Here is a 23,932-nt window from a genome sequence, read left to right as displayed (position 1 = left end):
CATGACAACTAAGGACGCAGATTATCGTCTAAAAACGCCCGATTTAATTTTAAAAGCGACGCAAAACCGAAAAGAGGGACGGTAAAATGTCTTATATGATTGAGAAAATAGTCATTCGGAATTTTTTAGACAACAACGGTATCTATTATAAAGTGCGAAAAAAAAGGAAATTAGCTTCTGACTTTGGTATTTTCAGAGGCTATGAGAATGCTTACAAGAGAATGGAACAACTAAGAAAGAAAGGCGCTGATAAAAAATGACCTACATTCAACAGGTATCAACCCTTGAAGAATTAAAGAAAGCCTATAAAAAACTAGCATTGAAATTACACCCCGATTGTGGCGGTAGCAATGAAGAAATGGCGCAACTGAACAATGAATATGATGAATTGTTTAGCAAGCTGAAAAACACCCATAAGAACAAAGACGGCGAAACCTATACAAAAGAAACGACTGAAACGCCCGAACAATTCAAAGACATATTAAACCGCTTATTTGCCCTAAAAATGGACGGTGTCGCAATTGAAATCGTGGGAACGTTTATCTGGCTAACGGGGAATACCAAACCATATAAGGACGATATAAAAGCCCTAGCATTTCGTTATTCACCTAAAAAATACGCATGGTATAAAGCGCCAAGTGACTACAAAAAACGTAGTCGGAAACATTACGATATGAACACCCTTCGTGAAATGTACGGCTCCCAAAAAGTGGACACAAAAAAAGAAGCCCTCACTACAGGACTTCAAAACTGAAAAAAATTAATTTACACGTTGAGTATAGACTAAAAAACAAGAAAATACAAGAAAACCCCTCGTAAGAACAGCCCCCCCTGCTGTCCTTACGAGAGAAGGGAGTGTATCACATGATTGGAAAAAATATAAAAGCCGTTGCTTCTGAAACCTTATCCAAGCACTATGACCCTCGATTTGTGATTGTTCAAATGGACACAGGGGAAATTTTAGACGACGCCCAAGGCTATGGCTATAAATCAAAGCCCAATGCGTATAGAGGGTATGCGTATAAAGAGAAACAAGCAGTAAAAAGAAGACGACAACAGGAGGGATTCAAAAATGAAAAATGATTTATTGGCATTGCTTTTTCCGCTTTTTTATTCTACGTTTGGCGCTGGTTTACTCCGTTCCTTCTTTTTTGGTCGCTTGCGTCGATTGGTTAAAAAAGGGATACGCCTACTTTTGTCTGGTGTGATTCTTGTGGTTGGCTGGCTCTTATTTCGCTACTTTTGGTTTTAAAGAAGGAGCAGGACAATGACTATAAAAAAAGAAAATAAACGAGTAGTCGCTACATTGACCCCAAAACAGCAAGTGGCATTAACTGCACTAGCCAAAAAGTACGTCCTTTCAGAGAGCAAAATTCTTGCCCATGGTTTGGACGTATTGATTGCGCATGAACAAGCCCATTTTGATGTGGGATTAAAAAAGTGTCGGCACTCATAAATAAAGTGTCTACACTTTTCATGATGAAGGAGGAAACGAATATGACGAAGAAACAAAAACAGCGGCTAAGCTGCTTCCTTACGATTTTGCTTGTGGGGCTAGGACTAGGAAATAAGCAAGAAATCAATACTTGGTTCGCACATTTACAATCAGATAAAACCGTTCAAACGGTACGCAATCCGTTAGATAGTAAAAACGAACAAAAACAGCGAGAAAACCATGGAACAGCTACCACAAGCATTGACCAGCAACAATACGACCAATTAGCTGCTTTAGACTTTCATAGTGGCGATAATGCCGTTTTAAACGTAAATAATGGGCAGTCTACACTGGATATTTCCCAGTGGCAAGAAAACAAGGTGATTTATGGCGATTTAGACCCATTGAACCGCACCACAGTTGTTACTGCTTACCTTGATAAACAAAATCTAGGACGTTCCGAAGGGCGAGAACGGCAAGTATGGCAACCGACAGGCTGGCACCAAAAACAGGTTGATGGAAAAGAAATTGTCAACCGAGGACATTTGCTTGCTTATACGTCTAGTTTTAACTTTGAACCAGAGGGAAACTTTAAAAAAGGAGAATTAGGGAGCCAAGACAACCCGAAAAATCTTGCCACACAGACCGCTTTTTCGAATCAAAAAGTTCAGACAACCTACGAGAAGTTGGTTCGAGAAGCGCAAAAAACCAACGGAAATAAAGTCGTGTATCAAATAGTGACCGTTTTTAGAGGAAATGAACGAATGCCACGGGGCTACTGGTTGCAAGCCATTGACAGTGCAGGTACACTTAATTTTAATATCTATGAGTACAACGTGCAGCCAAACGTCGTGTTTCACTATGAAGATGGCACAAGTAAAATCGATCGAACAATGAAAGTGAGTTGGGAATTATGACCAAAGAAGAAAAAATAAGTTTGATTGTACGAAACAGTGACTTCACTTATGAAGAACTAGAAAAACTCCCAATGGCTAGTATTGATAGCCTGTATGTGGCGCATGTTCTTGAAAAGAACGGGGGATAGATACTTGACTTCTTTTTACATGTACGTTATAATGTACATATAAAAAAAGAAAGAGGTGTTCGGTTTGGAAACTATTACTCCAACAAATTTAAGAAAAGATATGTTTAAAGTGTTGAAAGAAGTAGCTAATTCAAATTCTGAAATAGAAATTACTATGAATTCAAAAAACGGCTTGAATGATGGAATTATCATGATTTCTAAAAGAGAGTGGGAGACCCTACAAGAAGAACTCTACTTGCAAAGAACTGGTACATTGGACTATGTGTTTAATCTAATGGAAAACGAAAAAGATGATGATTTTGAGGTAGTTTAATATGGCTACTGATTGGCAAGTAAAAGTGCATAAAGATGTATTAAAGAAGCAACTACCTTTACTAAAAGCAACTGGTTTAATCTCTGATTACGAGGATATTATCGGTATTCTTAAAAAAAATCCATATGAAAATATTAGAAGTAGAGAAAAATTAAGTCCTCGAAACAAACAAATCTTTTCTATGAGAATTAACAGCAAACACAGAGTTGTTTACACAATAGAAAAAGAAAAACATTTGGTAAAAGTTTGGAGTGCATGGTCACATTATGAAAAAGGAATGCCAAAGTAGCCGTATCAAAAACGACGGTTTGTGAGACTTCAAAAAGAAACAATCAATAAAAAAGAGGAATCCTTTAAACTAAGGGTTCCTCTTTTCTCATAACCCGTCTCAATTTCAACGTCTCATATACTCCCGTTTGTGATACAATAAAAAGGACAAACCAAAGAATGGAGTGAGAAACTTGTCGTTCAAAAATAAAACCGTCGTTTTCACAGGTACGCTGCTAACCATGAACAGGAAACAAGCACAAGGGCTAGTCTATTCCTTGCATGGACATTGTCAGTCCACCGTGACCAAACAAACCGATATACTCGTTTGTGGTCACTACACAAAATCATTATTTGAACATTCAACGTATACGAACAAAGAACAAACCGCACGTGAATTGATTGAACAGGGACAAGACCTTCTCATTTTATCCGAAGCAGCGTTCTATGCGGTAGCCATTGAACAGCTGCAACAAATCAAAAACAATTTGGAGTGAACGAAGCAATGAAACGTTTTGGCTATGCACGAGTAAGTACAAAAGGACAAGATTTAACACGGCAATTAGATTTATTGAACGAACAAAATTGTGATGAAATTCTCACGGAAAAACTATCAGGAACGAAAGCAAACAGACCTGAATTGAATCGACTAAAAGATAAGGCACGTGCAGGAGATATGATTATCGTAGAAAGTTTTTCTCGCCTAGGACGTTCGACAAAAGATTTAATTGAACTAATCAACTACTTTCAAGAACAAAACATTTCTGTTCTTTCTCTAAAAGAAAACTTTGATACAACAACGCCACAGGGAACGTTGATGATGACCGTTTTTCAAGCCTTTAGTCAGTTTGAGCGAGACCTTATCGTCCAGCGAACCAATGAGGGGCTAGCGAGTGCTAGAGCAAGAGGACGAAAAGGTGGACGTCCGAAAACCAATCCAGCAGACTTAGAACGTGCCTTGAAACTCTACCATTCAAACGAGTATTCCTTTAAAGAGATTCAAGCAATGACAGGGGTTAGTCGTGCAACTATCTATAGAAATTTAAACACCAACGCTTGAAATGTTAAATGTTAAATGTTAAAATGTTATTAACACATAACAATTAACACAAGGAGTGACTAACATGGCGAAAATTATTACTACTGGAAATTTAAAAGGCGGTGTAGGTAAAACCACGAATGCTGTATTACTTAGCTACACATTAGCAAGTAAAGGTTATAAAACTTGTTTACTTGATTTTGATATGCAAGCTGACGCTACTGATTTAGTTTTTACAACGATGGAGTTTGTTTATAAGCAAAATATATCGGATAAATTTGAATTCACTTTCTATGGAGCAATTAAAAGTGGGCAACCAAAAAAATCGATTATTCATGTTACAGAAAATTGGGATCTAATTCCTTCTGATACTGATTTGGTGAATTACCAAGATTTTTTAGATGATAATCTTAAATCAAAAAAAGAAAAAGACTTCTTTCTTAAATCAATTTTAGACGATATTAAATCAAACTACGATTACATTATTATAGATGTACCGCCAACAATAAATATTTACACAGATTCTGCAATAGTTGCTAGTGACTATATATTGATCGTTTTGCAAACACAAATGAAATCTTATAGAAAAGCAGTCAGATATGCTAACTATTTATCGCAATTAAGAGACACTTATAAACTAGACGTAAAAGCGCTAGGAATATTACCAGTTTTAATGGAAAATAATTCTGAATATGATGAACAAATTATTAATCAGGCAAAAGAAGAGTTTGGAGCTGAGAATATCTTTGAACACCCTATTAAACAGCTACGAAGAATTAAACGATTTGATTGGACAGGGGTAACTAATAATCTTAATGACGCTCATGATAAGAATGTCCATTTGCTGTATAACAAGGTTACAAATGAATTAATTGATAGAATTGGGGAGGACGAAAACAATGTCAACCAGTAAAGATATATTTAGCAGAAAACCAACTCAGGCTGTTCCAAAAAATAGTAGCGATAATCAATATCTTACAAGTAAGAAAGAAGATGTATCGTCAAAATCTTTTCAAAACAAAATCTTACACCCAAATTCTGAGCTGAAAAACGGTCAAAATGTGAGATTACACAAAGAAACTCATGCCTTAATAAAAGCAATATCAGTGACACAAAATAAAGAGTTTTATTCAATAGTTCAACAGGGGTTAGAGTTATACTTAAAATCATTAGACAAAGCTGAACAAAAAGAAGTTTGGAAAAAATTAGAATCTTTAATTGAATTAAAAATAGTTAAGTTGTAAATGTTAATAACATATAACATTTAATATTTAACATTTTAGCAAATAGCTAGAATAATTGCTCCGAAAAAGCTTAGTAACACATAACACAATGTTATGTGTTATGTGTTATGCGTTACTAAAAATGCTTATTTAAAGCAATTTACAACAGTTAATTTATCTTGTATCCTATATGTACAAATAAAAAAATCCCACACGTGAGTGTGAAGTTTTGCAGTTTGGCGACTATAAACTTCACACCTGCAACAGGCGGGAAAGGGAAAAATATTATATTGGGTGTTGCTTTGCAATTATTATAGCATACATGATATGGCTCACTCAACAATATAATTTCAACCTCTTTCCTGACATTAGATTGGGATAAGAAAAGAGGCTTTTTATATGTCAGAATTTCAATTTATAAAATCTAAAAGTGTATATGGGGAATTATATTTCCAATTTCCAAAAGTATTAATGTACGGAAGCAAATACAAAAAGATTTCTAATGACGCCAAAATAGCATACATGATTTTAAAGGATAGATTGGAGTATTCGTTACGAAATAATTGGGTAGACGAAGATGACAACGTTTATTTTATCTACACTAATTCTGAACTGGAAGAGCTACTAAACTGCTCTAAACCTAAAATAGTAAAAATAAAAAAAGAACTGGAAGACATAGGTTTATTGTTTCAAAAAAGAATGGGATTTAACAATAAAACCAAAAAAAATGAGCCAAACCGCCTATATCTTGCAGAACTAGAAGTTAATGCTACAGATGTTTATTTAAGAGGCAGCACCGAGAAAAACGACCCTCAAACCCTTGGTACAAGCGGAAGTAAAAATTCTTTACTTCCGAAAAACGACCCTCAAACCCTTGGTACAAGCGGAAGTAAAAATTCTTTACTTCCGAAAAACGACCCTCAAACCCTTGGTACAAGCGGAAGTAAAAATTCTTTACTATATCTATATAAAGAATATATAGATACATATAAAGATACAGTAAAAGATACGAAAAAAGAAGATTTACAAAATCGAGAATTATTGCAGTCTTTTTCAGAAACACAAGACCAATCATTTTTAGATAAACGTTGTTTAGATTTGATTGCATTATTCAGCCAGACTATTCAGGAAGCGCATAAAACAGTTGGCATTATTATTCGAGCAAAAAATAAACAAGAAAAAAAATATGACCGCACCTTAGTTGCAGAAGATTGGCAAGAGGAAATAGAGACCACTTTACGCAAGGTGTATCATAAAATTAAGACCGACCACAAGATTAAGAATCGTGACAATTACATGTTCGGGGCTTTTTGTACCACCTTTGAAAATTGCATACTACAAATGCAAGCATGGGAAAAACCAAATGACAGCAACAGATCACCTATTCTTTTGCACAACTGGTTAGAACCAAACGAAAATAATTAGCGAGGAGACGAAAAAAATGACAGCAAATAATACAATCGAAGGCATTCATTTATTTCCTGTAGACGGAGAATTATTATATAAACCAAAAGCTAAAAAATATTACTGGCACATTCCTGAAGCGCTTCAAGGCAAAAACATTCAAATGAATTCAGTGGTTCGTGGAAACAAAAAACAAATAGTTTTAGTCACTAAAGTTTTTCAAGAAGATTATCGTGAAACTGGTAAAAAATATGCAAGTATCTCGAAAATCCAAGAATTTAAAAAATAGTTATCATAAAGTAAAGGGGGCATACATGATGAATAGATTCTTTTTGATTTTTCGCCTACTCTTTATCAAACCGTTCTACTACATTATGTGGTTATCTTCATTAGCAATAAGAATATTATTCAAGTCTCCAATATTTCTTCTTTTTTATGGTATTACTATTGCTTTAACAACTTGGATTTACGGACAAGTTGTTGCATTAATAACAACACACAGCATTTTGCCAATGAGTTATTTTGACATATCTCAATACCCAATTACAGTTCAAGAAGCTTTTAATGAAAAATTTAGTTTTCATGCAATGTGTAATTGGTATATTTTACCATTAATTGTTTTAGGGTTGTTTGAGTTTGTGTTCTTTTTTAAAGTTGTTTTTTTACCAGATGAACAGAAATAGGAGGATAAATAAATGGAAGATGAACAAGCTGTTAGAATAATCCTTAGCGCAGGAAAAGATAGCATAAGGTACACGCATGTTTTATTGAAAAAGTATCTTGATAGTAAAGGAAAAGTAGCAAACTTTACAGACAGTGAGGTTTTAGACAAGAGCTTATCTGAAAGTACAGTTGCAATAAAAGAATTAAAGAGCAGCAGCCAACGGTTCGAGAAGCAACAGCAGAAGAACTAAACAAGTTAAACAATACTCGACAAAAAGCGTAAGGAAGTCAATCCTTACGCTTTTTTACATAGAATCAAATGGAGGTAACTCGTCTAAAATACCAAAAAATTCACTAGGTTTCACGTTTAATCCATAAAAAATTTTTAAATAAAGATTGACACTTGGTGCTTTAACTTTCCCATTCTCAATATGGCTTAAATGACTGTCAGAAATTCCGCAAATTTGTGATAATTGAAGCACTGAAAGTTTTCTTTCTACTCGAGCTAGTTTGATTTTCATTCCAAGTTTTACCAAAATATCTGACAAATTATCTTCAGGTATATTTCTGTCTTCAACAAATGTATTTCTCAAACATAAACACCTCCTATAGGTTGCTTATGTTCAATTATCGTTTTTCTTTAGATAAATCTCATTGTGCTAACAAATGTATTTGTTGCGTTATAGAAAGAATAATGCTAAAATGCAGACAAATACTTGAAATAAATTTTAGAATTTGCTAGTATAAAACCATAAGCAAACACCTGTTCGCTTTTGAGTGGGTGTAAATATAAAAAATTTTGTTTGTCTTGTTCAAAGATAAACAAAAAAGGAAGCCATGTAACAATGTTTCTCGGCATATAAAGAGTTCCCGCTCTTTATAGCGTCGTCGAAACATTGCCGCAAAACTCCATGTAGATAGCCCTACACGGTTTGCACTGGCTCCCTGTGTTGTAGTTTGCACCACAACGGTACATTTTAGCATGTTTTACTCAAACTGAAAAGAAAATTATATCGTAATTAACATATATTTTCTTAGTGAGAGAACGTTGAGGTCTAAACTATGGCATTTGGGGAGACACACCAAGCAAACGGTGTGTCTCCCTTTTTTGTTTGTTTTTGAATAAAATTTGACAGGGGGGTAACAACAGTTAACTTGAATATATAAATATCTATAAAAATATCATTCTAAATATCGATATATGGTATAATCATTTTGAGGTGAAGATTATGACTATGTATTCGATAGGTGAATTTGGAAAACAGATAGGTGTAACACCACAAACGTTGAGAAACTGGGATAAAAAAGGGGAATTAAAGCCCGCTCACGTTTCTCAAGGTGGTACTCGTTATTATTCTGAAGAACAACGAAATCAATTCTTAGGAATCGCTGGAAGAAAGAAACCAAAGAAAATAACCATTGGTTATTGTAGAGTAAGTTCAAATAAACAAAAAGATGACCTACAACGTCAGATAGAGAACGTCAAAACTTATATGATTGCACGAGGATATCAATTCGATATCATTCAAGATATCGGTAGTGGAATCAACTACAATAAAAAAGGATTAAACCAACTAATCGATAGAATTACCAATGGAGAAATAGACAAGGTAGTGATTCTACATAAAGATCGCTTAATCCGTTTCGGTTATGAACTTATTGAAAATCTTTGTAATAAATATGGGACAGAAATAGAAATCATTGACAACACAGAAAAGACAGAAGAACAGGAATTAGTCGAAGACTTAATTCAGATTGTCACGGTTTTTAGTTGCCGATTACAAGGAAAACGAGCGAATAAAGCTAAGAAGATGATTAAGGAGTTGATGGAAGATGATACGAGCCAAGAAAGTAAGACTACGCCCGACTGAGGAACAAGAAAAACAATTATGGCAATCAGCTGGGACTTCTCGATGGATTTTTAACTGGACGTTGAAAATTCAAGAATTGAACCATCGGTTCGGTGGAAAGTTTATCAATAATAATGATTTGCGTAAGCACATCACAAAAATGAAGAAACGTCCAAAGTATTCGTGGTTGAATCAAGTATCTAATAATATTGCCAAACAGGCAGTAAAAGATGCTTGTGATGCCTACAAAAAATGGTTTGATGGTATGACAGGCAAAAGTCGTTTAAAGGCTGAAAAGCCACGATTTAAGTCAAGAAAGAAGTCGAAACCAGCTTTTTATAATGACAACATCAAGCTGAAAGTGAAGTCAAAATCAGTTTTACTTGAAAAAATCGGTTGGGTAAAAACAAGCGAGCAACTACCGATGAATACGAAGTATTCCAATCCACGAATCAGTTTTGATGGCAAGTATTGGTATGTTTCAGTTGGTATTGAGGAAGAAAAACCAGTGCAGAACTTAACAGGTGAGATACTGGGAATTGACCTTGGCATCAAAGACTTAGCCATTGTTTCTAATGGAAAAGTCTACAAAAACATTAACAAAACAGGAAAAGTAAGAAAAATCGAGAAACGCTTACGCCGGTTACAACGCAACGTCTCTCGAAAATACGATATGAATAAGGAGGGAAACCGATTTGTCAAAACGTGTAACATCTATAAATTAGAAAAGGAAATTCGGCATACACATCGAAAACTAGCGAATATTCGTCAGAATCACTTACATCAAACGACAACAGAGATAGTGAAAACCAAACCATCAAGAATCGTTGTAGAAACGTTGAATGTAAAAGGAATGATGAAAAATAAGCACTTAGCTAAATCAGTTGCTCAACAAAAATTCTATGAGTTCAAACGTCAACTTCAATACAAGTGTGAGGACTATGGCATTGAATTAGTGGAAGCAGATAAGTTCTATCCGAGTTCTAAGTTATGCCATGAATGTGGGCATAAAAAAGTAGACTTAAAATTATCAGACCGCACGTACCATTGTGATAAATGTGGATATACAGCGGATAGAGATTATAATGCAAGTCTGAATTTAGCTAGTTATAGTGCGTAATCTACGAGCTTCTACTGAAACAGAAACGTAGATATGTAGGATTCGTTGTATCCGAATTAACGCCTGCGGAGTGTTATAGCAAACGAGAGTAGCGAGCAAGTGGCAAAATCGGACACGTAGAAACAGGAAATAAACATAAATCTGACAACTTTTATAGTTGGTTAGAAATATTTATAGATTTTTGGCAACGGTGTAGTGTTGGATAAGGGAGTAAAAATCACAATGGAAGAAGTGAAAGAATTTGGGACACAAGCGCATTTATTCGGACTGAACGGCAAAGGGAAACCTAAAATCAAGATTTTAGGGAATGATGTTTTATTTTGTACGAGTTGGTATCGAGACGGGCGGAAATACACGAAGGAACATTCTAAAACGTCCGTAGAAGCCATTTTCGGGCGCATAGAGCGACTTTATGACAAAAATGGAATAATTATAGCTCAACGCCTTAACAAGCACTCAGAATTGCTAACAACAGGCAAAGGTGAGTGTAGCCGAAAACAACCAGCAAGCGCTCAAGAAATTTACAGCCATATTTCCTTGCATATGCCGTAACGAAAGGACGAAAAACATTCTTATTTGCTAATTTTCATTAGCAAAGCCAAACTAAAAAACCGAAAGGTGATTGTCAGTAAGGTGGAACGAGTAGTCCAAAGGTTTACCGTTGGCGTACGGCGGACGAAAAGTAAAAAATCCAGTTGGTGATAAAGCCAAATGAGACAACCACAAGAAAGCCATTGCTAAGTAGAATAATTGGATAGTCAGTAGAAGTCAGCTACTGCCCTGTTTATCAGCGTGCCTACTAAGGGACAGGGGTTAGAACATGGACGCCGTCGTTTAGAGACGGCTGAGCCAGTGAATCGGCACATTACATGGAGAGACGCCATGACCTCATATGGACGTACCGGACGTTGAGTACAATTACCACATGAAATATGAGAGAGCGTATTCTGCTCAGAATACAAGACGGAAGAGCTTGTGTTCGTTTCCTGTGAGTTTGGGGTTACGATTGCTAGAAACCCTGCGAAACAAAAACTGACGCACCAAAATTAGTAAATAAGAGTGTTTTTCGTGCGCAAAAAAAATCTTTTATAGCACCTTGAAAACTGAATAACCAAAGAAAGTAGGCGGTAGTATGAAGCGAAAATGTCGGTCACCTGATGTTACTGGTAAGCGTAAAGTTTTTCGTTGGCCCGAACCAATGAGACGGTGTCGCCCACCTTAAGACCCTTGATAGGCGGTTCAACGTCTTTTAACGTGAACGTTAACTCTGTTTCATTATCAAGAGAAAGGGACGATTGAACCTGTATACCTTGTTTATTTTCCAATGTTGCTTGATTCTTGTCTTCATAAAAAACAGTAATGATTTGGCAGCTGCCTAAGTCCTCATAAGCTGCGCCGAGTTGTTTTTTTAGGTCAGCACGTGTCGGCAAAGTCGTGTCTGTTTTTGACTCTTCTTTTGATTCTACTGAAACAGAAGGACTGCTGCTTGGCTTACTTTCTTTGGTTATCGTTGGTTTTCCTTGAAGGGAGAAGGCGATTGCAACTAAAAGAAATACAACAACACTTCCTAAAATACCGCCTATCACTTTTTTTCTAGTTGTCATGAGATGTCTCCTTTTCATTTATCTTATCTAAATATAACAAAAAAAAGATTTTTTGAAAATAGTTGCAAAACAGTTGCGATACAACTATTTATGTGCTAAACTATGTTTGTAAGATGAAAGAAGGGAGCATTTATGCAAAGAAAAAAAATGCGGACAATAACCGTCAATCCCGAAGCAATAGATGATTTGAAGGAAATTGTCGAGTTATGGAAGCAAAAAAAGACATATGTTGGAAAATTGACACAAGGGCTTGTTACTGAGGAATTGTTCAAAGAAGAATTAAAAAGACTAAAAACTGAAAGTGAGGAAGGAAAAAATGAAAAGTAGCATTGTAAAAGGGTTAATTGTATCAAGCATTGCATTAGGTGGGGTTGTAATTGCTGGCCATGAAGCAAATGCAGCAGAATGGAAAGCCAACACGCCTGACCAAATTCAAATTGTCAACGGACAAAAAGAATACACGATGAAACTTGGAGATACGTTATGGGCGATTGGACAAAAAATTAATGTAAACCATGTCAAATTAGCTGAAATCAACGGGATTAACTTAAGTGCTGGGGAACAGTACCGCTTACCAGTTGGACGTGTCATTAGCTTTGAAGGTAATGTGGCAACCGTTAAAGAAAGCAATGGTCAAGTAGTCAGTCAATCAGTTATTCAAGATAAGGATAAAGTAGACGCTTCTAAACCAGCAGGAGAACCTGTCAACGGAAACCAAGCGCAAACGCCACAAAATAATGGACAAACGATTGCACCAGCACAACCACAAACTGGCAACCAAGATGGGACACCAGCAACAACACCTTCTGAAAATGGGGATACAGGTCAAACTGAAACGCCTGTGGCACCAACAGAACCAACAACGCCAGTGGAACCTACTGAACCAAGCAAACCAACGGAACCTGAAAAGCCAGTAGAACCAACAGAACCTGAAAAACCTGTTACACCTGAAAAAGACACAACACCTATCAATTTAGGAAATAGTGGAATGACGTTCAATAGTCAAGCTGAAGCAATTTCCTACGGAGAATCACAAATTCGTGATGAAAAAAGCAAATGGTTTGGTTATGGATTTTCTGGAATTGAATTAGTAAATAAAGAGTATGAACAATTGGGACAATGGACGGTAGATTTCTATAACCCAGATAAAAATTAATGTGAGTTTAAAATAAGAAATAGTTAAAAAAGAAGACATTTGCTTCATGTCTTCTTTTTTTTGTGCCACAAAATAAAGAGAAAAGGAGATTTAGACATGAATAGTAAAAAAAGATTGTATTCATTTCTAAAGGGAATGATGCTTGTGTTGTTTGCGAATATGTTCCTATTTGGTGGGAATGCATTAGTAAACGCTGCTGAAACAACTGATTCAGCACAACAAACGACCCAAGTAAGCAATGAACAAGTAGTTATTCAGCAGGAACCAGCTATTAGCGAAAAACCAGCTGAACAAGCAACTACAGAGCCAACACAAGAAATTCCTGTTACTGGAAATGAAAAACAAAATATCGATGCGACGATCGGTGAAGAACAAAATGCTGCTGATAGTCCAATAATTCCAACAGAACCGACAGTAGAAAGTAAGGAAGCTGAAAAACCAGCTGAACCGACTGTAGACAGTAAAGAAACTGAAAAACCCGCTGAGCCGGCAGTAGAAAGTAAGGAAGTTGAGCAACCTACTAAGCCGGTTGTAGGCAGTAAAGAAGCTGAGCAACCTGCTGAACCGACAGTAGAAAGTAAGGAAGTTGTAAAACCAGCAAAAGCGACTACAGATAAAAAAGAAGTTGTTAAGTCAAGAGCAAAAAGACAAGCCTTGCCACAACAAAAATTAGATGTAAAGTGGATTGATAAAGGGATTAACTGGATTGTCTACTCCGCAAAAGACCGTGAAAACTTCACAATGGATAGATGGGCAAAGTTCTATGTTAATGGAGAAGTTGCTTTCTGTCTTGAACCGAATAAAGAGGCTGCGATAGGAGCTGTTCATACTGGAGCAAATCTTGATACTTTATTTAAAGACCAAGCTTTACGGAATAAATTAACTATGATTTCTCATTTTGGTTATATTGCAAATAAAGACCAATCTGACGAGCAATATATTGCTACACAAATGCTCATTTGGGAACTGCTAGGTGCGAAGTACCATACTATTTACGATGGGTTAAATTACGAAGCTAGAAAAGCTGATATTTTGAAATCAGTAAAAGAAGCTGAACAACGAGCGTCCTTCCACAAACAAAAGAAACCAATTAAAGTTGGTGAAAAAGGTGTTTTTGTAGATACGAATAACACGTTAAGCAATGTTAAAGGTATCCGTACCCCTTCGGGTGTAAATGCAAAAATTGAAGGTAATAAATTAATTGTTACAGCTGATAAAAATGCACCAGATAATGCGACAATTCATTTAGATAGAATTACAATTGTTGGTACACCTTTAGTTTATACAAGCGGTAATGCCCAAAAAATTGGGGTGCTAAAACCTTTTGACCCGTTAGATAGCTGGTTAACTTTACAAGTAATTAAAAATGGAAATGTCAAAATCGTTAAAGAAGATACTGAAACAAGAAATAAAGCCCAAGGAAAAGCGACTTTAGAAGGCGCTAAATATGGTTTGTACAAAGAAGATGGAACAAAAGTTGCCGAAGTCACCTTAAAAAATGTAAATGGCAAAGTCCAAGCAGAAGTAAAAGACTTAGACCCAATCAAGTACTACTTCCAAGAAATCCAAGCGCCTAAAGGGTACACGTTATCAACGGACAAACTTTTTGTATCTGTACCTGCTGGAGAAACAGCGGTAATTACTGCTAAAGACCGTGTTATCAAAGGAAACATTAATGGTTACAAAGTTGGAAACAAAGAATTAGTCGCAACAACAAATTCTGATATTAAACCAAAATTAGCTGGTGTTGAGTTACAAGCAAAATCTAAAACAACAGGTAAAGTAGTCAAAACAACAACGGATAAAAATGGCTACTTTGAGTTTAAAGGTCTTGCTTATGATGACTACGAAATTTCTGAAACAAAAGGAATGGAAGGGTACAAATTAATTCAACCGTTTGCTGTCACAATTGAAAAAGACGGTCAAACAATCAACTATGTTTTAGAAGATAAAATCATTGAACAAAAATTAAAAGTAGTTAAAGTAGACCAAGAAACAGGGAAAACCATTGCCTTAGCGGGTACTCAATTCAAAATTTGGGATAAATTAGCAAACAATGGTAAAGGTGGCTATGTGTCAATGGCATTACCGAACGATACAGAGCTTTCAGACGTATTCACAACGAATGAGAAAGGGTACTTTGTTACAACGGATACCTTAAAATACGGAAAAGACCGTTACGAGTTGCGAGAAATCAAAGCACCTGAAAAATATGTCTTAAACCCTACACCCTATGTCTTTTCAGTGACAAGCGATACAGATACGATTCAAGTAATCAATTTTGCGAACCGATTGGCCAAAGCGAATGTGGAAGTGTTTAAATACGACACCACAACCAATTTTGACCAAAAAACAGCGATTGCTGGTGTTGAATTTGACTTGTACAAAAAAGATGAAACAGGAAAGACAACGTTTGTCGGCACATTCAAAACGGATGTAGATGGCAAGATCAAGGTCAATGATTTATTAGTCGGTGATTACTGGTTTAAAGAAGTCAAACCATTGGCAGGTTACCAAGCATTAGATAAAGACGTACCATTTACCGTAACCGTTGATAAAGACGGTACTGCGATTGCATTGGAAGTGGAAAACAAACGCATTCCACCAAAAATCGGTACAACAGCTATGGGGAAATACACAAACCAACAAAAAGTAAACCCACTAAGCAGAGTAACCATTACAGACGTTGTCAAATATAGCAATTTGATTGTAGGAAAAACGTATACTGTCAATGGCGTGTTAATGGATAAAGAAGCGTCTATTCAAGCAGGAAAAGACGTGCCTTTGTTGGTTAATGGAAAAGAAGTTATCGCAACTAAAGTATTTGTTGCGGAAAATCCTGATGGAACGATTGCTTTAGATTTTGTCTTTGACGCCAGCGCATTAGCAGGAAAAGAGACAGTCGTATTTGAAAATGTGTATCGTGACGGACGTTTAGTCGCTTCTCACACCGACATTCACGACAAAGGTCAAACAATACGTATTGTTAACCCTACGATTCATACAAAAGCAACAGGTCAAAACGGCGAAAAACAATTACAAGCTCTACCAAATCAGAAAGTGAAGGAATGGGTACAATTGAACGACTTAATTGTTGGGCAAATGTACAAATTGCTGGTACAAGGCTATATCACACCTGATGGCGTGAAATTAGATGGCACTAGTGCTGAAAAAATCTTCAAAGCCGACAAGGAAACCTTAGAATTTTTATTTGAATTTTTGGTTGACGGAAGCAAACTTGAAGGAAAAGGGTTAAGCTTTGCGGAATGGTTAGAAGCTCAAGTTGAACCTGACGAAGAAAAACCAAGTAACGAAATCGAATTTGAAGAAGTGGCGAAACACAACGTTGACTTAACAAGTGAAGAACAAACCGTGAATTTTGTTAAAGTGCCAACACCTGAAAAACCACATGTACCGAATACACCTGAAACACGAAAAGAAGTGAAAACCAGTGCAATGTTACCTAAAACGGGCGAACAAACAACATTGTCAATCGTGATGACAATGTTAGGCGTATTTGTACTTGTTACTCTAGGAGTTATCGTTTACAAGAAACGCAAAGCATAAGAACTAAAAAGAACGCTGACTAATAATAAGTTGGCGTTCTTTTTTATTCTAGGAAAAGGACGGAAAAATATGGAAGCAACTTTACTAAGACAAGAAAGGTTTGACGTTATGAGAGAAATCGCAATCCAAGAGAAAGACCTTGCTTTGCAATGGCGTGGCGGCAAAGGACAATTATTGTACGTCAAACTGAAAAAAGCCAAAACACTAGAAGCAAGAGTAAACAACATTATTACACCAAAGAATATTCATGAAGTCGATACAATCAAAATTATACGAAATAATCGGACGTTCAATGTCAAAGTAGCTACAGAAAAAACAACCTATCGTCGTTCGTTTAGTGGAAAATATGACGCACCTGTTTTTTACATTGAAACGCCAATTACAAAAGCAGAGTACGAACGTATTTTCAATTCAAAATAAACGAATATAAAGGAGGAAATCGAATGATTATTTTATCAGGAATCTTTCTACTTGTTGTAGGTGGCGTTGGGGGTTACCAGCTTGCCGGTTTTCCTAAGTGGGTAGAAATGCAGCAAAATAGAGCCATTCAAAATCATTTTCATGTGAAAGCCAATGAGTATACGTACTTTGTAGAAGGGATAGAAGACGGCTTTATTTTATCACTACAAGACACCGAGTATCGTATTAAATTTTCGAGCAATAAACCGTTAAAAGTGGTTTATGTTGAAGAACTTGCACCTGTGGAAGGGTGATAAACATGTGGATTGAATTTTCAACGGAGGAACAAAATCGGTCAGTCGTTGATTTACCAATGAAACAACGGCTTCCTTTGGTACAAGGAATTCCGTTATTAGAAGAGACCAGTCGAGAGCTTTTGGCAATCCATCAACAAGTAGTGATTGATTATTGTATTTATAACGAGAAAAACCAAGATTTAGCGACGCTTGAAGCGACATTAACATTGCCTGTAGAGGGTCAAACGATTGTCGAAGCCATTCAAGCACCTGTACGGGATAATGAGGAGGTTGATTCTGAAGACGCAAGAGCATTTCTTGCATTATTTGAAAAAAGTTTACCTAAAGATAAGCGAACACAAGGAACAAAAAAAAGAAAGACGGAAACGAACACAGAGAAAAACGCAGCTAGTAAGGAAAAAATCATTCAAGTTCCTTACACAGAGGGAAGAATGATTGTCAAATTTGCGACGTTTCTTAAAGTCATGTTTCTATTTTTTTTACTACTGGGGGGATTTTATCTTGGAAAATCTGTTCAATCAGAACCTAAGATTCCAAGTGAAGTGAGCGAACAATTGAACAACTTGGAAAAACAAGTCCAACAACAAGCCAAAATTGATACATTCAGCCGCTTCTTTTTATCTAATTATTACACAGGAACAAAAGAAGATGACAAAGTACAAGAGAAAATCAAGCGTTTTGTTGACAAAGAAACATTGAAAGAGTTTCGAGGAACAGAAGAAAAAATCAAAAGTATTTTGCCTTGGGAAGTCAAACGTGATGGTTCAACTTGGCAGGTTTCTTACGTGATTAACCTACAAAATAACCAAGAAAAAACAACTACTCAGAAAGTGACATTTTCAATTAAGGAAGAAGAGAAACAATACAGAGTAATGACAGTACCCAAAGAAGAATCTTTTGAAATCAATCAATAAACCCAAAATTTTAATTTTAGGAGGAATTTTCATGAAAAAAATGATTTTAACCAGTTTATTTAGTGCAACCCTTTTATTCGGTTCAGTTGGAACCACAGTATTTGCAGACGAATTAGTCCCTACTGATTCAAGTACGCCACCAATTGAAGTGCCGACAGACCCTAGTACGCCCGTTGACCCGACGGAACCAACAACGCCTGTCGACCCACCTGTTGATCCCGTTGAACCACCTGTCACACCAACAGAACCAACAGAACCAGTGGAACCAACAGAACCAAGTGAACCTGAAAAACCTGTTGACCCAACAGAGCCAACAACGCCAACAGAGCCGAGTGAACCCGAAAAACCAACGGAACCAAGTAAACCTGTTGAACCTGAAAAGCCAGTAGAACCAAGTAAACCAACGGAGCCTGAAAAACCAGCGAAACCCACACAGCCTGACAAACCAGTAGATGTCGTTGTGACACCAAACGGAGAAATTAGTCATGGTGGGAATACTAGTCAGCAGCCAACCGTACCCATTGAAACGAGTAATGTCAATGAAATCACCCATGTACCAACACCCAACACACCTATTACAACGGCAAACGGGGAATCAATTGTTGCCGTTCTTGATGGTACACCACTAAAACAAACAGAAGAGGGATTGAAACCCATTCAATCAGATTTTAAAGTGTTGCCTAGTGGAAACGTTGAAGTAAAAGGGAATGATGGGAAGTTAAAAGTATTGCCAAAAACAGGGGAAGAAATGAATGTCTTTTTATCTACCGCAGGCGGTATCTTATCACTAGTATCTGGTTTTGTCTTCTTTAAAAAACGTCAATCAATGAACAATGATTAAAGAAAAGGGGGAGTTAACGTGTTAGTTTTAGTTGCTATGGTGCTGTGTGTTTTAGCAGCATTCTTTTTTTATCGTTTACTCAATAAAGATTACACAAAAAAGAGATTTTTTTTCGTTTTTTCACTCACCGTTCTAAGTGCTTCAACAGCTGTAGGAATATTTTTAACAATGCTTTTTAAGTGAGGCGGTTGCATGATTAAGAAAAAACTCGTCTGTGGCTGTTTTCTTTTTTTACTCCCCTTTTTCTTGTTAGTAGGTAGTGTCTTTTTGACCATATTAATGATTAGTGGGGGGTCAATGAGTAATAACTCAGATTGTATTACACCTAGTATGGACAACCCAGCTGACGGAACCACTGTTCCACAATCGATTGATGAATTTGTAAAAAGTCATAAAGACGCCTACATTCTTTCGTGGAAAGCAGGCGGCTTTTTACCGTCTGCCAGCATTGCGCAAACCATGGTAGAAAATGGCTTTAACTTTACGAATCCTTCGGGAACGTCATTTTGGCAAGCACACAACATGGGCGGGGTAAAAACGTCTAAAATTAATGATTTTCCACTCACTTTGGCTACATTTGGACGTGATTCTGTTGACATTACAGGAACAAAAGCGGGAACAAACGTCGGTGATAACACAGGCGGTGCTTACACGTGGTTTAAAGATTATAATGCAGGCATTGTCGGCAAAGCGGAGTTTATGGCACACCAAAGTCTTTACACAGGAGCTATCAATAATACTGATGGCTTAGGAACGCTCACGGCTATTTATCAGGGTGGTTGGGCGACTGACCCAACCTATCTTATGAAACTAACAACAACCTACAACAATTTAGGTAGAAAGTTTCAATGGTTAGACCAAGAAGCGATTCAAAAATACGGAGCTGCACCCTACAAGAAAAGAGACGAAATACCTAGTATTCTTGATAACCTACCTAAGAACAACGGAGAACAAGCAAACGGTCAATCTAGTAATTGTGTTGTGGTTTCTGATACGTCGGAACAGGTCACGGGAGAAAATTCCGCACCAACATTAGATGTTCCAGCGGAATATAAAGGGAAATTAACCCTGCCACCACCCGATAATAAAAATTATGCAGGAAACAGTTATCCATTTGGACAATGCACGTGGGGTGCTTTTAATCGAATGGCACAAATTGGACGCCCAATTGAGTGGTTTTCAGGTGACGGTGGGAATGGTGGTTCTTGGGGAGCTACGGCACGAACAAAAGGGTACACCGTTGTAAAAGGGAAGCCTACTGTTGGTTGGGCTGCTAGTTTCTATGGCGGTTTAGCTGGGTCTACGCCCCCTTATGGACATATTGCAGTAGTGGAATATGTCAATCCAGACGGTAGTATGTTGGTTAGTGAAACCAATGTCGTAAGTAGTGGTTCTGGGACACGTTCTTGGCGAGTGATTAACAAAGAAACGGTCGCACAAACGGAATTCATTCAAGGAAAAGGAGGATAGTGTCTATGGGCAACTATGATTTTATTAGCAAAATTCTATGTCCCGTATTGTTGGTCATACTTGTTTTAGGTGGCTTTTGGGTGGTGTCTGAAAGGCAAGAACAGGGAAGGGAAATTCAACGGTACCAACAAGAGTTAGCTAAGCAAAAAGAAACGCTTGTTGAGAATGAACAACGTTTAGAAAAATTTTCTAAGCAAACAGAAACCGCACCAAAAGAAACAAACAACGAAGGACTGATTACTGCCACCAGTCACCTGTTTTCAGCTGTTTTTGACTATCATTCAGACCGTGAAAAAGAAAGTGTCAAAGCAAGAAAGGAACAAGCTAGCACATTTGCGAACCAACAAGCATTAAATGGGCTTTTCCCAAAAGACGCAGATACAATCACCCCTTCTGTCACAACGGTTTCACGTTTAGAAAGAGAGCCAGAAATCTATTTAATGGCGTCTGAAAAGCAGGAAATCAAAGCGTTAGTCATGGTTGAATATTCCGTAACGATTGCTGGTAGCAACGCGCAAAAAGGCACCTTTATGTATAAAGTATCGTTTGACCCTACAGCCAAACAATTTACTTCTGTTAAGAATTTAGGTGAAATCCATGTTCCTTAAAGGTAGAAGGGTTCATTTTCTTTTAGGAATAGGCACTTGTTTTCTGCTAGGAATTTTTTGGCTTGTGGTTTCTACAATACAGACAAATCAAGCCATTCAGCGACAAGAACTTGACCGAAGCGTTGTAACGATTGCCACAAATGAAGAACGGGCGCTTGTATTCTACAAAGATGATTGTTCCGATTGTCAAAAGATTTTCCCCGAATTGTACAAGGAAAATTTAGCCAATGATAATCTGTTGTTTATTAATTTAAATCAACCAAAAAATAAAGGGTACATTGCCAAGTATCAGTTAGAAACTGTTCCGACCATTGTAACGCCAAAAGGCAGATACGCAGGGACAGACACAGAGAAGATACAACAATTACTAGAATAATAATCTATACGAAGGAGTGAGTTCTATTGCACGAAGAAATAAATCAGTCAGAACGACGAGAACAACCGAAAGAAACAATCGCAACGACCTATGCGTACCAACGTCCAGCGATTCAAGCAGCGCTTTTTGTTTTGTGGCGGATTCATAACAAAGCGTACCAAGCAGGCGCTCGGTTGTTTTATGAAGAAATTCACCAACACATTCACACGACAAAAGGGGCATATAAAGAAGCCTTAGCTTTTTTAGAAGGGGCAAGCGTCGTGGTGAATGAAGTCGTGGTGGAAAATAAAGTCCCAACGGTACTGATTCAACGCTACGGAATTCTTGAAAATGACTGAACGAAAACCCGTATTCAATCCGCAAACAGTGACGAGTAAAAAAAAGGTTGCAAAAAAAGGGCAGTCAAAAAATAAAGGGGTGGCATTGTTTCAACGAAAAAAAAAGCCAGACCCAAGTACACGAACGATACGCTTTGCGCCACGAACCGCACAAAGTGTCGTATCGTTCATGTTTTTTAGCTTCTTTTTGGTGATGTGTGTGGTCGTTTTAATGACCTTTGGTCGAGTAGATACCTTGTCAAGAATTGCTATGAGTAAGCAAGTGAACAAAGAGGAATTGGTCACAAACGTCAATAATGCCTTAAAGGACACCGAACAATTACGCTATGAGGGCATGAAGTTAGCGGACCGATTATTTACGATTTCTCACAAAGACAATGGGAAAAAGTATTGGGAAGAACAGCTGGCACCTTTTTTGGCAACAGGTTTGAATCCTAATGATTTAGGCTTTAGCACGACAAGTGTTGACCGAATCGCTCGGAACGTTCGTTTTATTAAGATGGACACGATTGACGAAAAAGAAGCCCTGTATCGTTTATATTATGATGTTCGTTTTACAGAAGGTGATACGTGGCAGCAAGTACAAGTGATTCTTCCAGTGAGCTATGAAGGGCAAGAAATGAAACTGATTGACCGCCCATCATTTACGAATCTTGCGACAACAGAAGAAAAAAACACGAGTATCTACCAAGAAAATCGTTTTACGCCAAAAGGAAGTGACGTGAAAGACGAAGAAAAAAACAAAGTCACTGAGTTTACGCAACGATTTTTTGAATTGTATGTGTCTAATGATGAAAAGTTAGCTTTGATTACGAATGTTCAAGGACTCGGAAGGGCGGAATTAGTGAATGTCGAACCAAAACAAGTGCTAAAAATAAACAATGGCAATTACTACGTTCAAGGCGTTTACACGTTCGCTTTTGATGAAAGGAACCCATTAACGTCTAATTTTATGTTAGAAATTAAACCCACCAAAGAAAGTTATTATGTGACGAAAATGAATGGAGAGTGAAACGATGTTTGATTTAAAACCCATTTGGGAGAATTTATCCCAACAAGTGATTATTTTATTGGCGATTGTTGCCTTATTTTTGATTGTGGTAGGACTTGTGACACAAGGATTCGCTCGTACGATTTGTACAGTTCTAGGCGTGTTGGTGTTAATTGCTTTGATTTTAATGTTGTCTGATGCAGAAAAAATAGGGAATTGGATTAAGGATAAGGTATTTAACCCTAGTGCAGGCGTTATTCTACCACCGAAAGGAAGGATCGATGTATGGAGTACAACTATACAAGAGAATTTAAGCAGCCTATCAAGATTTATTCCATAAAGGGCTATGCAATCCCTTTAGCACCTAATGGCATACGGTTGGAACATCTCGTTGTCGGTGGTGTGTTTCTCTTTCTAACCTTGCTGATTTGGTTATTAGGCTTTATTGCTAAAGTGTCCTTTATCCAATCCCTTTTTACAAATTATTGGTTAATCGTGATTGCAAGCGTGGGCGTCCTTGTTTGGACGCTCTTTTCATTGAAGTGGGACAACAAGAATTTTATTGATTACATTCTAGGACGAGGAAGCTACGTTCTACAGAAAAAAAAGCGGTACGAGCATGAGTTGTTCGTCCCTTTTTTTCATGAAAAAGTCACCTATCAAGTCAAAAGACAAAGGAAGTGAAGAAATATGTTTTACATGGAAAAAGTCTCTCGAAAAGAAAAGTTAAGGTTCTTAACACCACGTACTACTCAGGAGAGACCCCATAAGTCAGTGTTGGCTTTCTATGGAAGCAATGAAAATTTTATTGTATCAGGAGAAGTAAGGAACAACCGAACCCAAAATCAATGTTGACTCCAGTACAAGATGGGGAAACATTCACAAGAAACAAACAGAAGAAATGAGGTGATGGGGTGGCACTAAAAAAGAAGGAACCTCGATTAGCTTTTCCAGTGGAAGCAATGACAGAGAACTTTATTTTTACAGAAACA

37 protein-coding genes are annotated in these 23,932 nt (G+C 37.1%); 35 read left to right on the top strand and 2 right to left on the bottom strand.

Annotated elements, in window-relative coordinates; translation table 11 throughout:
• The first annotated feature begins 86 nt into the window (after positions 1 to 86).
• The 17 genes from ECA01S_RS14010 to ECA01S_RS13090 all read left to right on the top strand — a co-directional run bounded on the left by ECA01S_RS14010 (position 87) and on the right by ECA01S_RS13090 (position 7,640).
• Complete coding sequence (locus ECA01S_RS14010; protein ID WP_157490302.1) at positions 87 to 260, top strand: hypothetical protein; 174 nt, start codon at positions 87 to 89, stop codon at positions 258 to 260.
• Positions 257 to 754, top strand: coding sequence for a DnaJ domain-containing protein (locus ECA01S_RS13160; RefSeq protein ID WP_010746374.1), 498 nt, complete (start codon positions 257 to 259; stop codon positions 752 to 754). The genes ECA01S_RS14010 and ECA01S_RS13160 overlap by 4 nt, the downstream gene beginning before the upstream one ends.
• Before the next feature lie 110 nt (positions 755 to 864).
• Positions 865 to 1,083 (top strand): hypothetical protein, encoded by a 219-nt coding sequence (locus ECA01S_RS13155; RefSeq protein WP_010746373.1) that lies wholly within the window; start codon positions 865 to 867, stop codon positions 1,081 to 1,083.
• A complete protein-coding gene (locus ECA01S_RS13150) occupies positions 1,073 to 1,252 on the top strand; it encodes a hypothetical protein (RefSeq protein WP_010746372.1) in 180 nt (59 codons plus the stop codon). Before ECA01S_RS13155 ends, ECA01S_RS13150 begins: the two co-directional genes overlap by 11 nt.
• A 15-nt stretch (positions 1,253 to 1,267) precedes the next feature.
• Entirely contained in the window at positions 1,268 to 1,456 is a 189-nt protein-coding gene (locus ECA01S_RS13145) for a hypothetical protein (RefSeq protein ID WP_010746371.1), read from the top strand.
• 41 nt (positions 1,457 to 1,497) lie between these two features.
• Positions 1,498 to 2,352 (top strand): DNA/RNA non-specific endonuclease, encoded by an 855-nt coding sequence (locus ECA01S_RS13140; protein WP_010746370.1) that lies wholly within the window; start codon positions 1,498 to 1,500, stop codon positions 2,350 to 2,352.
• On the top strand, positions 2,349 to 2,480 hold the full coding sequence (locus tag ECA01S_RS14740) for a hypothetical protein (RefSeq protein ID WP_010746369.1): 132 nt from the start codon (positions 2,349 to 2,351) through the stop codon (positions 2,478 to 2,480). Before ECA01S_RS13140 ends, ECA01S_RS14740 begins: the two co-directional genes overlap by 4 nt.
• Positions 2,481 to 2,544: 64 nt before the next feature.
• Positions 2,545 to 2,793, top strand: a complete 249-nt coding sequence (locus ECA01S_RS13135; RefSeq protein WP_000447966.1) for a type II toxin-antitoxin system Phd/YefM family antitoxin — start codon at positions 2,545 to 2,547, stop codon at positions 2,791 to 2,793.
• Between the two features lies 1 nt (position 2,794).
• Complete coding sequence (locus ECA01S_RS13130) at positions 2,795 to 3,082, top strand: Txe/YoeB family addiction module toxin (protein ID WP_000179848.1); 288 nt, start codon at positions 2,795 to 2,797, stop codon at positions 3,080 to 3,082.
• Positions 3,083 to 3,245: 163 nt separating this feature from the next.
• A complete protein-coding gene (locus ECA01S_RS13125) occupies positions 3,246 to 3,557 on the top strand; it encodes a BRCT domain-containing protein (RefSeq protein WP_071859003.1) in 312 nt (103 codons plus the stop codon).
• Positions 3,558 to 3,565: 8 nt separating this feature from the next.
• Positions 3,566 to 4,120 (top strand): recombinase family protein, encoded by a 555-nt coding sequence (locus ECA01S_RS13120; protein WP_067396317.1) that lies wholly within the window; start codon positions 3,566 to 3,568, stop codon positions 4,118 to 4,120.
• Between the two features lie 64 nt (positions 4,121 to 4,184).
• Positions 4,185 to 5,012 carry a ParA family protein gene (locus tag ECA01S_RS13115; protein ID WP_067396314.1) on the top strand — a complete coding sequence of 276 codons (828 nt, stop codon included), beginning with the start codon at positions 4,185 to 4,187 and terminating at the stop codon, positions 5,010 to 5,012.
• Positions 4,999 to 5,343, top strand: coding sequence for a hypothetical protein (locus ECA01S_RS13110; RefSeq protein ID WP_067396311.1), 345 nt, complete (start codon positions 4,999 to 5,001; stop codon positions 5,341 to 5,343). The genes ECA01S_RS13115 and ECA01S_RS13110 overlap by 14 nt, the downstream gene beginning before the upstream one ends.
• 378 nt (positions 5,344 to 5,721) lie before the next feature.
• Positions 5,722 to 6,747: a replication initiator protein A gene (locus tag ECA01S_RS13105; protein WP_067396308.1), complete on the top strand. Its 1,026-nt coding sequence runs from the start codon at positions 5,722 to 5,724 to the stop codon at positions 6,745 to 6,747.
• Between the two features lie 16 nt (positions 6,748 to 6,763).
• The gene (locus tag ECA01S_RS13100; protein WP_217994741.1) at positions 6,764 to 7,015 is read left to right on the top strand and encodes a DUF5839 family protein; all 252 of its coding nucleotides are present in this window, start codon (positions 6,764 to 6,766) and stop codon (positions 7,013 to 7,015) included.
• Positions 7,016 to 7,043: 28 nt separating this feature from the next.
• Complete coding sequence (locus ECA01S_RS13095) at positions 7,044 to 7,409, top strand: hypothetical protein (protein ID WP_067396305.1); 366 nt, start codon at positions 7,044 to 7,046, stop codon at positions 7,407 to 7,409.
• 12 nt (positions 7,410 to 7,421) lie between these two features.
• Positions 7,422 to 7,640 carry a hypothetical protein gene (locus ECA01S_RS13090; protein WP_067396302.1) on the top strand — a complete coding sequence of 73 codons (219 nt, stop codon included), beginning with the start codon at positions 7,422 to 7,424 and terminating at the stop codon, positions 7,638 to 7,640.
• A 54-nt stretch (positions 7,641 to 7,694) separates the two neighbouring features.
• Here the strand turns inward: ECA01S_RS13090 and ECA01S_RS13085 are convergent, their stop codons facing one another.
• Positions 7,695 to 7,982 carry a helix-turn-helix domain-containing protein gene (locus tag ECA01S_RS13085; protein WP_067396300.1) on the bottom strand — a complete coding sequence of 96 codons (288 nt, stop codon included), beginning with the start codon at positions 7,980 to 7,982 and terminating at the stop codon, positions 7,695 to 7,697.
• A 636-nt stretch (positions 7,983 to 8,618) separates the two neighbouring features.
• Here ECA01S_RS13085 and ECA01S_RS13080 point away from each other — a divergent pair.
• The 3 genes from ECA01S_RS13080 (at position 8,619) to ECA01S_RS13070 (ending at position 10,911) form a co-directional block, all read left to right on the top strand.
• Complete coding sequence (locus ECA01S_RS13080) at positions 8,619 to 9,260, top strand: IS607 family transposase (RefSeq protein ID WP_067396298.1); 642 nt, start codon at positions 8,619 to 8,621, stop codon at positions 9,258 to 9,260.
• On the top strand, positions 9,223 to 10,359 hold the full coding sequence (locus ECA01S_RS13075; RefSeq protein ID WP_067396296.1) for an RNA-guided endonuclease InsQ/TnpB family protein: 1,137 nt from the start codon (positions 9,223 to 9,225) through the stop codon (positions 10,357 to 10,359). The genes ECA01S_RS13080 and ECA01S_RS13075 overlap by 38 nt, the downstream gene beginning before the upstream one ends.
• Positions 10,360 to 10,581: 222 nt before the next feature.
• Complete coding sequence (locus ECA01S_RS13070) at positions 10,582 to 10,911, top strand: hypothetical protein (RefSeq protein WP_211272018.1); 330 nt, start codon at positions 10,582 to 10,584, stop codon at positions 10,909 to 10,911.
• 608 nt (positions 10,912 to 11,519) lie between these two features.
• Here the strand turns inward: ECA01S_RS13070 and ECA01S_RS13065 are convergent.
• Entirely contained in the window at positions 11,520 to 11,963 is a 444-nt protein-coding gene (locus ECA01S_RS13065) for a hypothetical protein (protein WP_067396291.1), read from the bottom strand.
• A 132-nt stretch (positions 11,964 to 12,095) separates the two neighbouring features.
• On the opposite strand from ECA01S_RS13065, the gene ECA01S_RS13060 reads away from it, so the two are divergent.
• The 15 genes from ECA01S_RS13060 to ECA01S_RS12995 all read left to right on the top strand — a co-directional run bounded on the left by ECA01S_RS13060 (position 12,096) and on the right by ECA01S_RS12995 (position 23,624).
• A complete protein-coding gene (locus ECA01S_RS13060; RefSeq protein WP_067396289.1) occupies positions 12,096 to 12,290 on the top strand; it encodes a hypothetical protein in 195 nt (64 codons plus the stop codon).
• Positions 12,280 to 13,119, top strand: a complete 840-nt coding sequence (locus tag ECA01S_RS13055; protein WP_067396286.1) for a LysM peptidoglycan-binding domain-containing protein — start codon at positions 12,280 to 12,282, stop codon at positions 13,117 to 13,119. The genes ECA01S_RS13060 and ECA01S_RS13055 overlap by 11 nt, the downstream gene beginning before the upstream one ends.
• Before the next feature lie 96 nt (positions 13,120 to 13,215).
• Positions 13,216 to 16,686, top strand: a complete 3,471-nt coding sequence (locus ECA01S_RS13050) for a SpaA isopeptide-forming pilin-related protein (protein ID WP_217994740.1) — start codon at positions 13,216 to 13,218, stop codon at positions 16,684 to 16,686.
• A gap of 69 nt (positions 16,687 to 16,755) precedes the next feature.
• The gene (locus tag ECA01S_RS13045; RefSeq protein ID WP_010746399.1) at positions 16,756 to 17,106 is read left to right on the top strand and encodes a PrgU family protein; all 351 of its coding nucleotides are present in this window, start codon (positions 16,756 to 16,758) and stop codon (positions 17,104 to 17,106) included.
• A 23-nt stretch (positions 17,107 to 17,129) separates the two neighbouring features.
• Positions 17,130 to 17,399 carry a hypothetical protein gene (locus ECA01S_RS13040; protein WP_067396283.1) on the top strand — a complete coding sequence of 90 codons (270 nt, stop codon included), beginning with the start codon at positions 17,130 to 17,132 and terminating at the stop codon, positions 17,397 to 17,399.
• A 5-nt stretch (positions 17,400 to 17,404) separates the two neighbouring features.
• Positions 17,405 to 18,316 (top strand): hypothetical protein, encoded by a 912-nt coding sequence (locus tag ECA01S_RS13035; RefSeq protein WP_067396280.1) that lies wholly within the window; start codon positions 17,405 to 17,407, stop codon positions 18,314 to 18,316.
• A gap of 31 nt (positions 18,317 to 18,347) precedes the next feature.
• Positions 18,348 to 19,157, top strand: coding sequence for an LPXTG cell wall anchor domain-containing protein (locus tag ECA01S_RS13030; RefSeq protein WP_067396277.1), 810 nt, complete (start codon positions 18,348 to 18,350; stop codon positions 19,155 to 19,157).
• A gap of 18 nt (positions 19,158 to 19,175) precedes the next feature.
• Positions 19,176 to 19,340: a hypothetical protein gene (locus ECA01S_RS14220; protein WP_010746395.1), complete on the top strand. Its 165-nt coding sequence runs from the start codon at positions 19,176 to 19,178 to the stop codon at positions 19,338 to 19,340.
• Positions 19,341 to 19,349: 9 nt separating this feature from the next.
• A complete protein-coding gene (locus ECA01S_RS13025) occupies positions 19,350 to 20,627 on the top strand; it encodes a CHAP domain-containing protein (RefSeq protein ID WP_010746394.1) in 1,278 nt (425 codons plus the stop codon).
• A gap of 5 nt (positions 20,628 to 20,632) precedes the next feature.
• The gene (locus ECA01S_RS13020) at positions 20,633 to 21,235 is read left to right on the top strand and encodes a hypothetical protein (RefSeq protein WP_010746393.1); all 603 of its coding nucleotides are present in this window, start codon (positions 20,633 to 20,635) and stop codon (positions 21,233 to 21,235) included.
• A gap of 64 nt (positions 21,236 to 21,299) precedes the next feature.
• The gene (locus ECA01S_RS13015) at positions 21,300 to 21,611 is read left to right on the top strand and encodes a thioredoxin domain-containing protein (RefSeq protein WP_035016678.1); all 312 of its coding nucleotides are present in this window, start codon (positions 21,300 to 21,302) and stop codon (positions 21,609 to 21,611) included.
• A 26-nt stretch (positions 21,612 to 21,637) separates the two neighbouring features.
• Entirely contained in the window at positions 21,638 to 21,949 is a 312-nt protein-coding gene (locus tag ECA01S_RS13010; protein ID WP_010746391.1) for a hypothetical protein, read from the top strand.
• A 79-nt stretch (positions 21,950 to 22,028) separates the two neighbouring features.
• Positions 22,029 to 22,961 (top strand): conjugal transfer protein, encoded by a 933-nt coding sequence (locus ECA01S_RS13005; RefSeq protein ID WP_245631226.1) that lies wholly within the window; start codon positions 22,029 to 22,031, stop codon positions 22,959 to 22,961.
• 4 nt (positions 22,962 to 22,965) lie between these two features.
• Positions 22,966 to 23,280 (top strand): hypothetical protein, encoded by a 315-nt coding sequence (locus tag ECA01S_RS13000; RefSeq protein ID WP_010746389.1) that lies wholly within the window; start codon positions 22,966 to 22,968, stop codon positions 23,278 to 23,280.
• Positions 23,226 to 23,624 (top strand): TcpE family conjugal transfer membrane protein, encoded by a 399-nt coding sequence (locus ECA01S_RS12995; RefSeq protein WP_067396274.1) that lies wholly within the window; start codon positions 23,226 to 23,228, stop codon positions 23,622 to 23,624. Before ECA01S_RS13000 ends, ECA01S_RS12995 begins: the two co-directional genes overlap by 55 nt.
• The last annotated feature ends 308 nt before the right edge of the window (positions 23,625 to 23,932 follow it).

The sequence above is a fragment of the Enterococcus canis NBRC 100695 genome, from assembly GCF_001544375.1.
Lineage (GTDB): Bacteria > Bacillota > Bacilli > Lactobacillales > Enterococcaceae > Enterococcus_H > Enterococcus_H canis.
The sequence above is the reverse complement of the archived record's forward strand: the minus strand, read 5'-3'. Positions and strand labels throughout refer to the sequence as shown.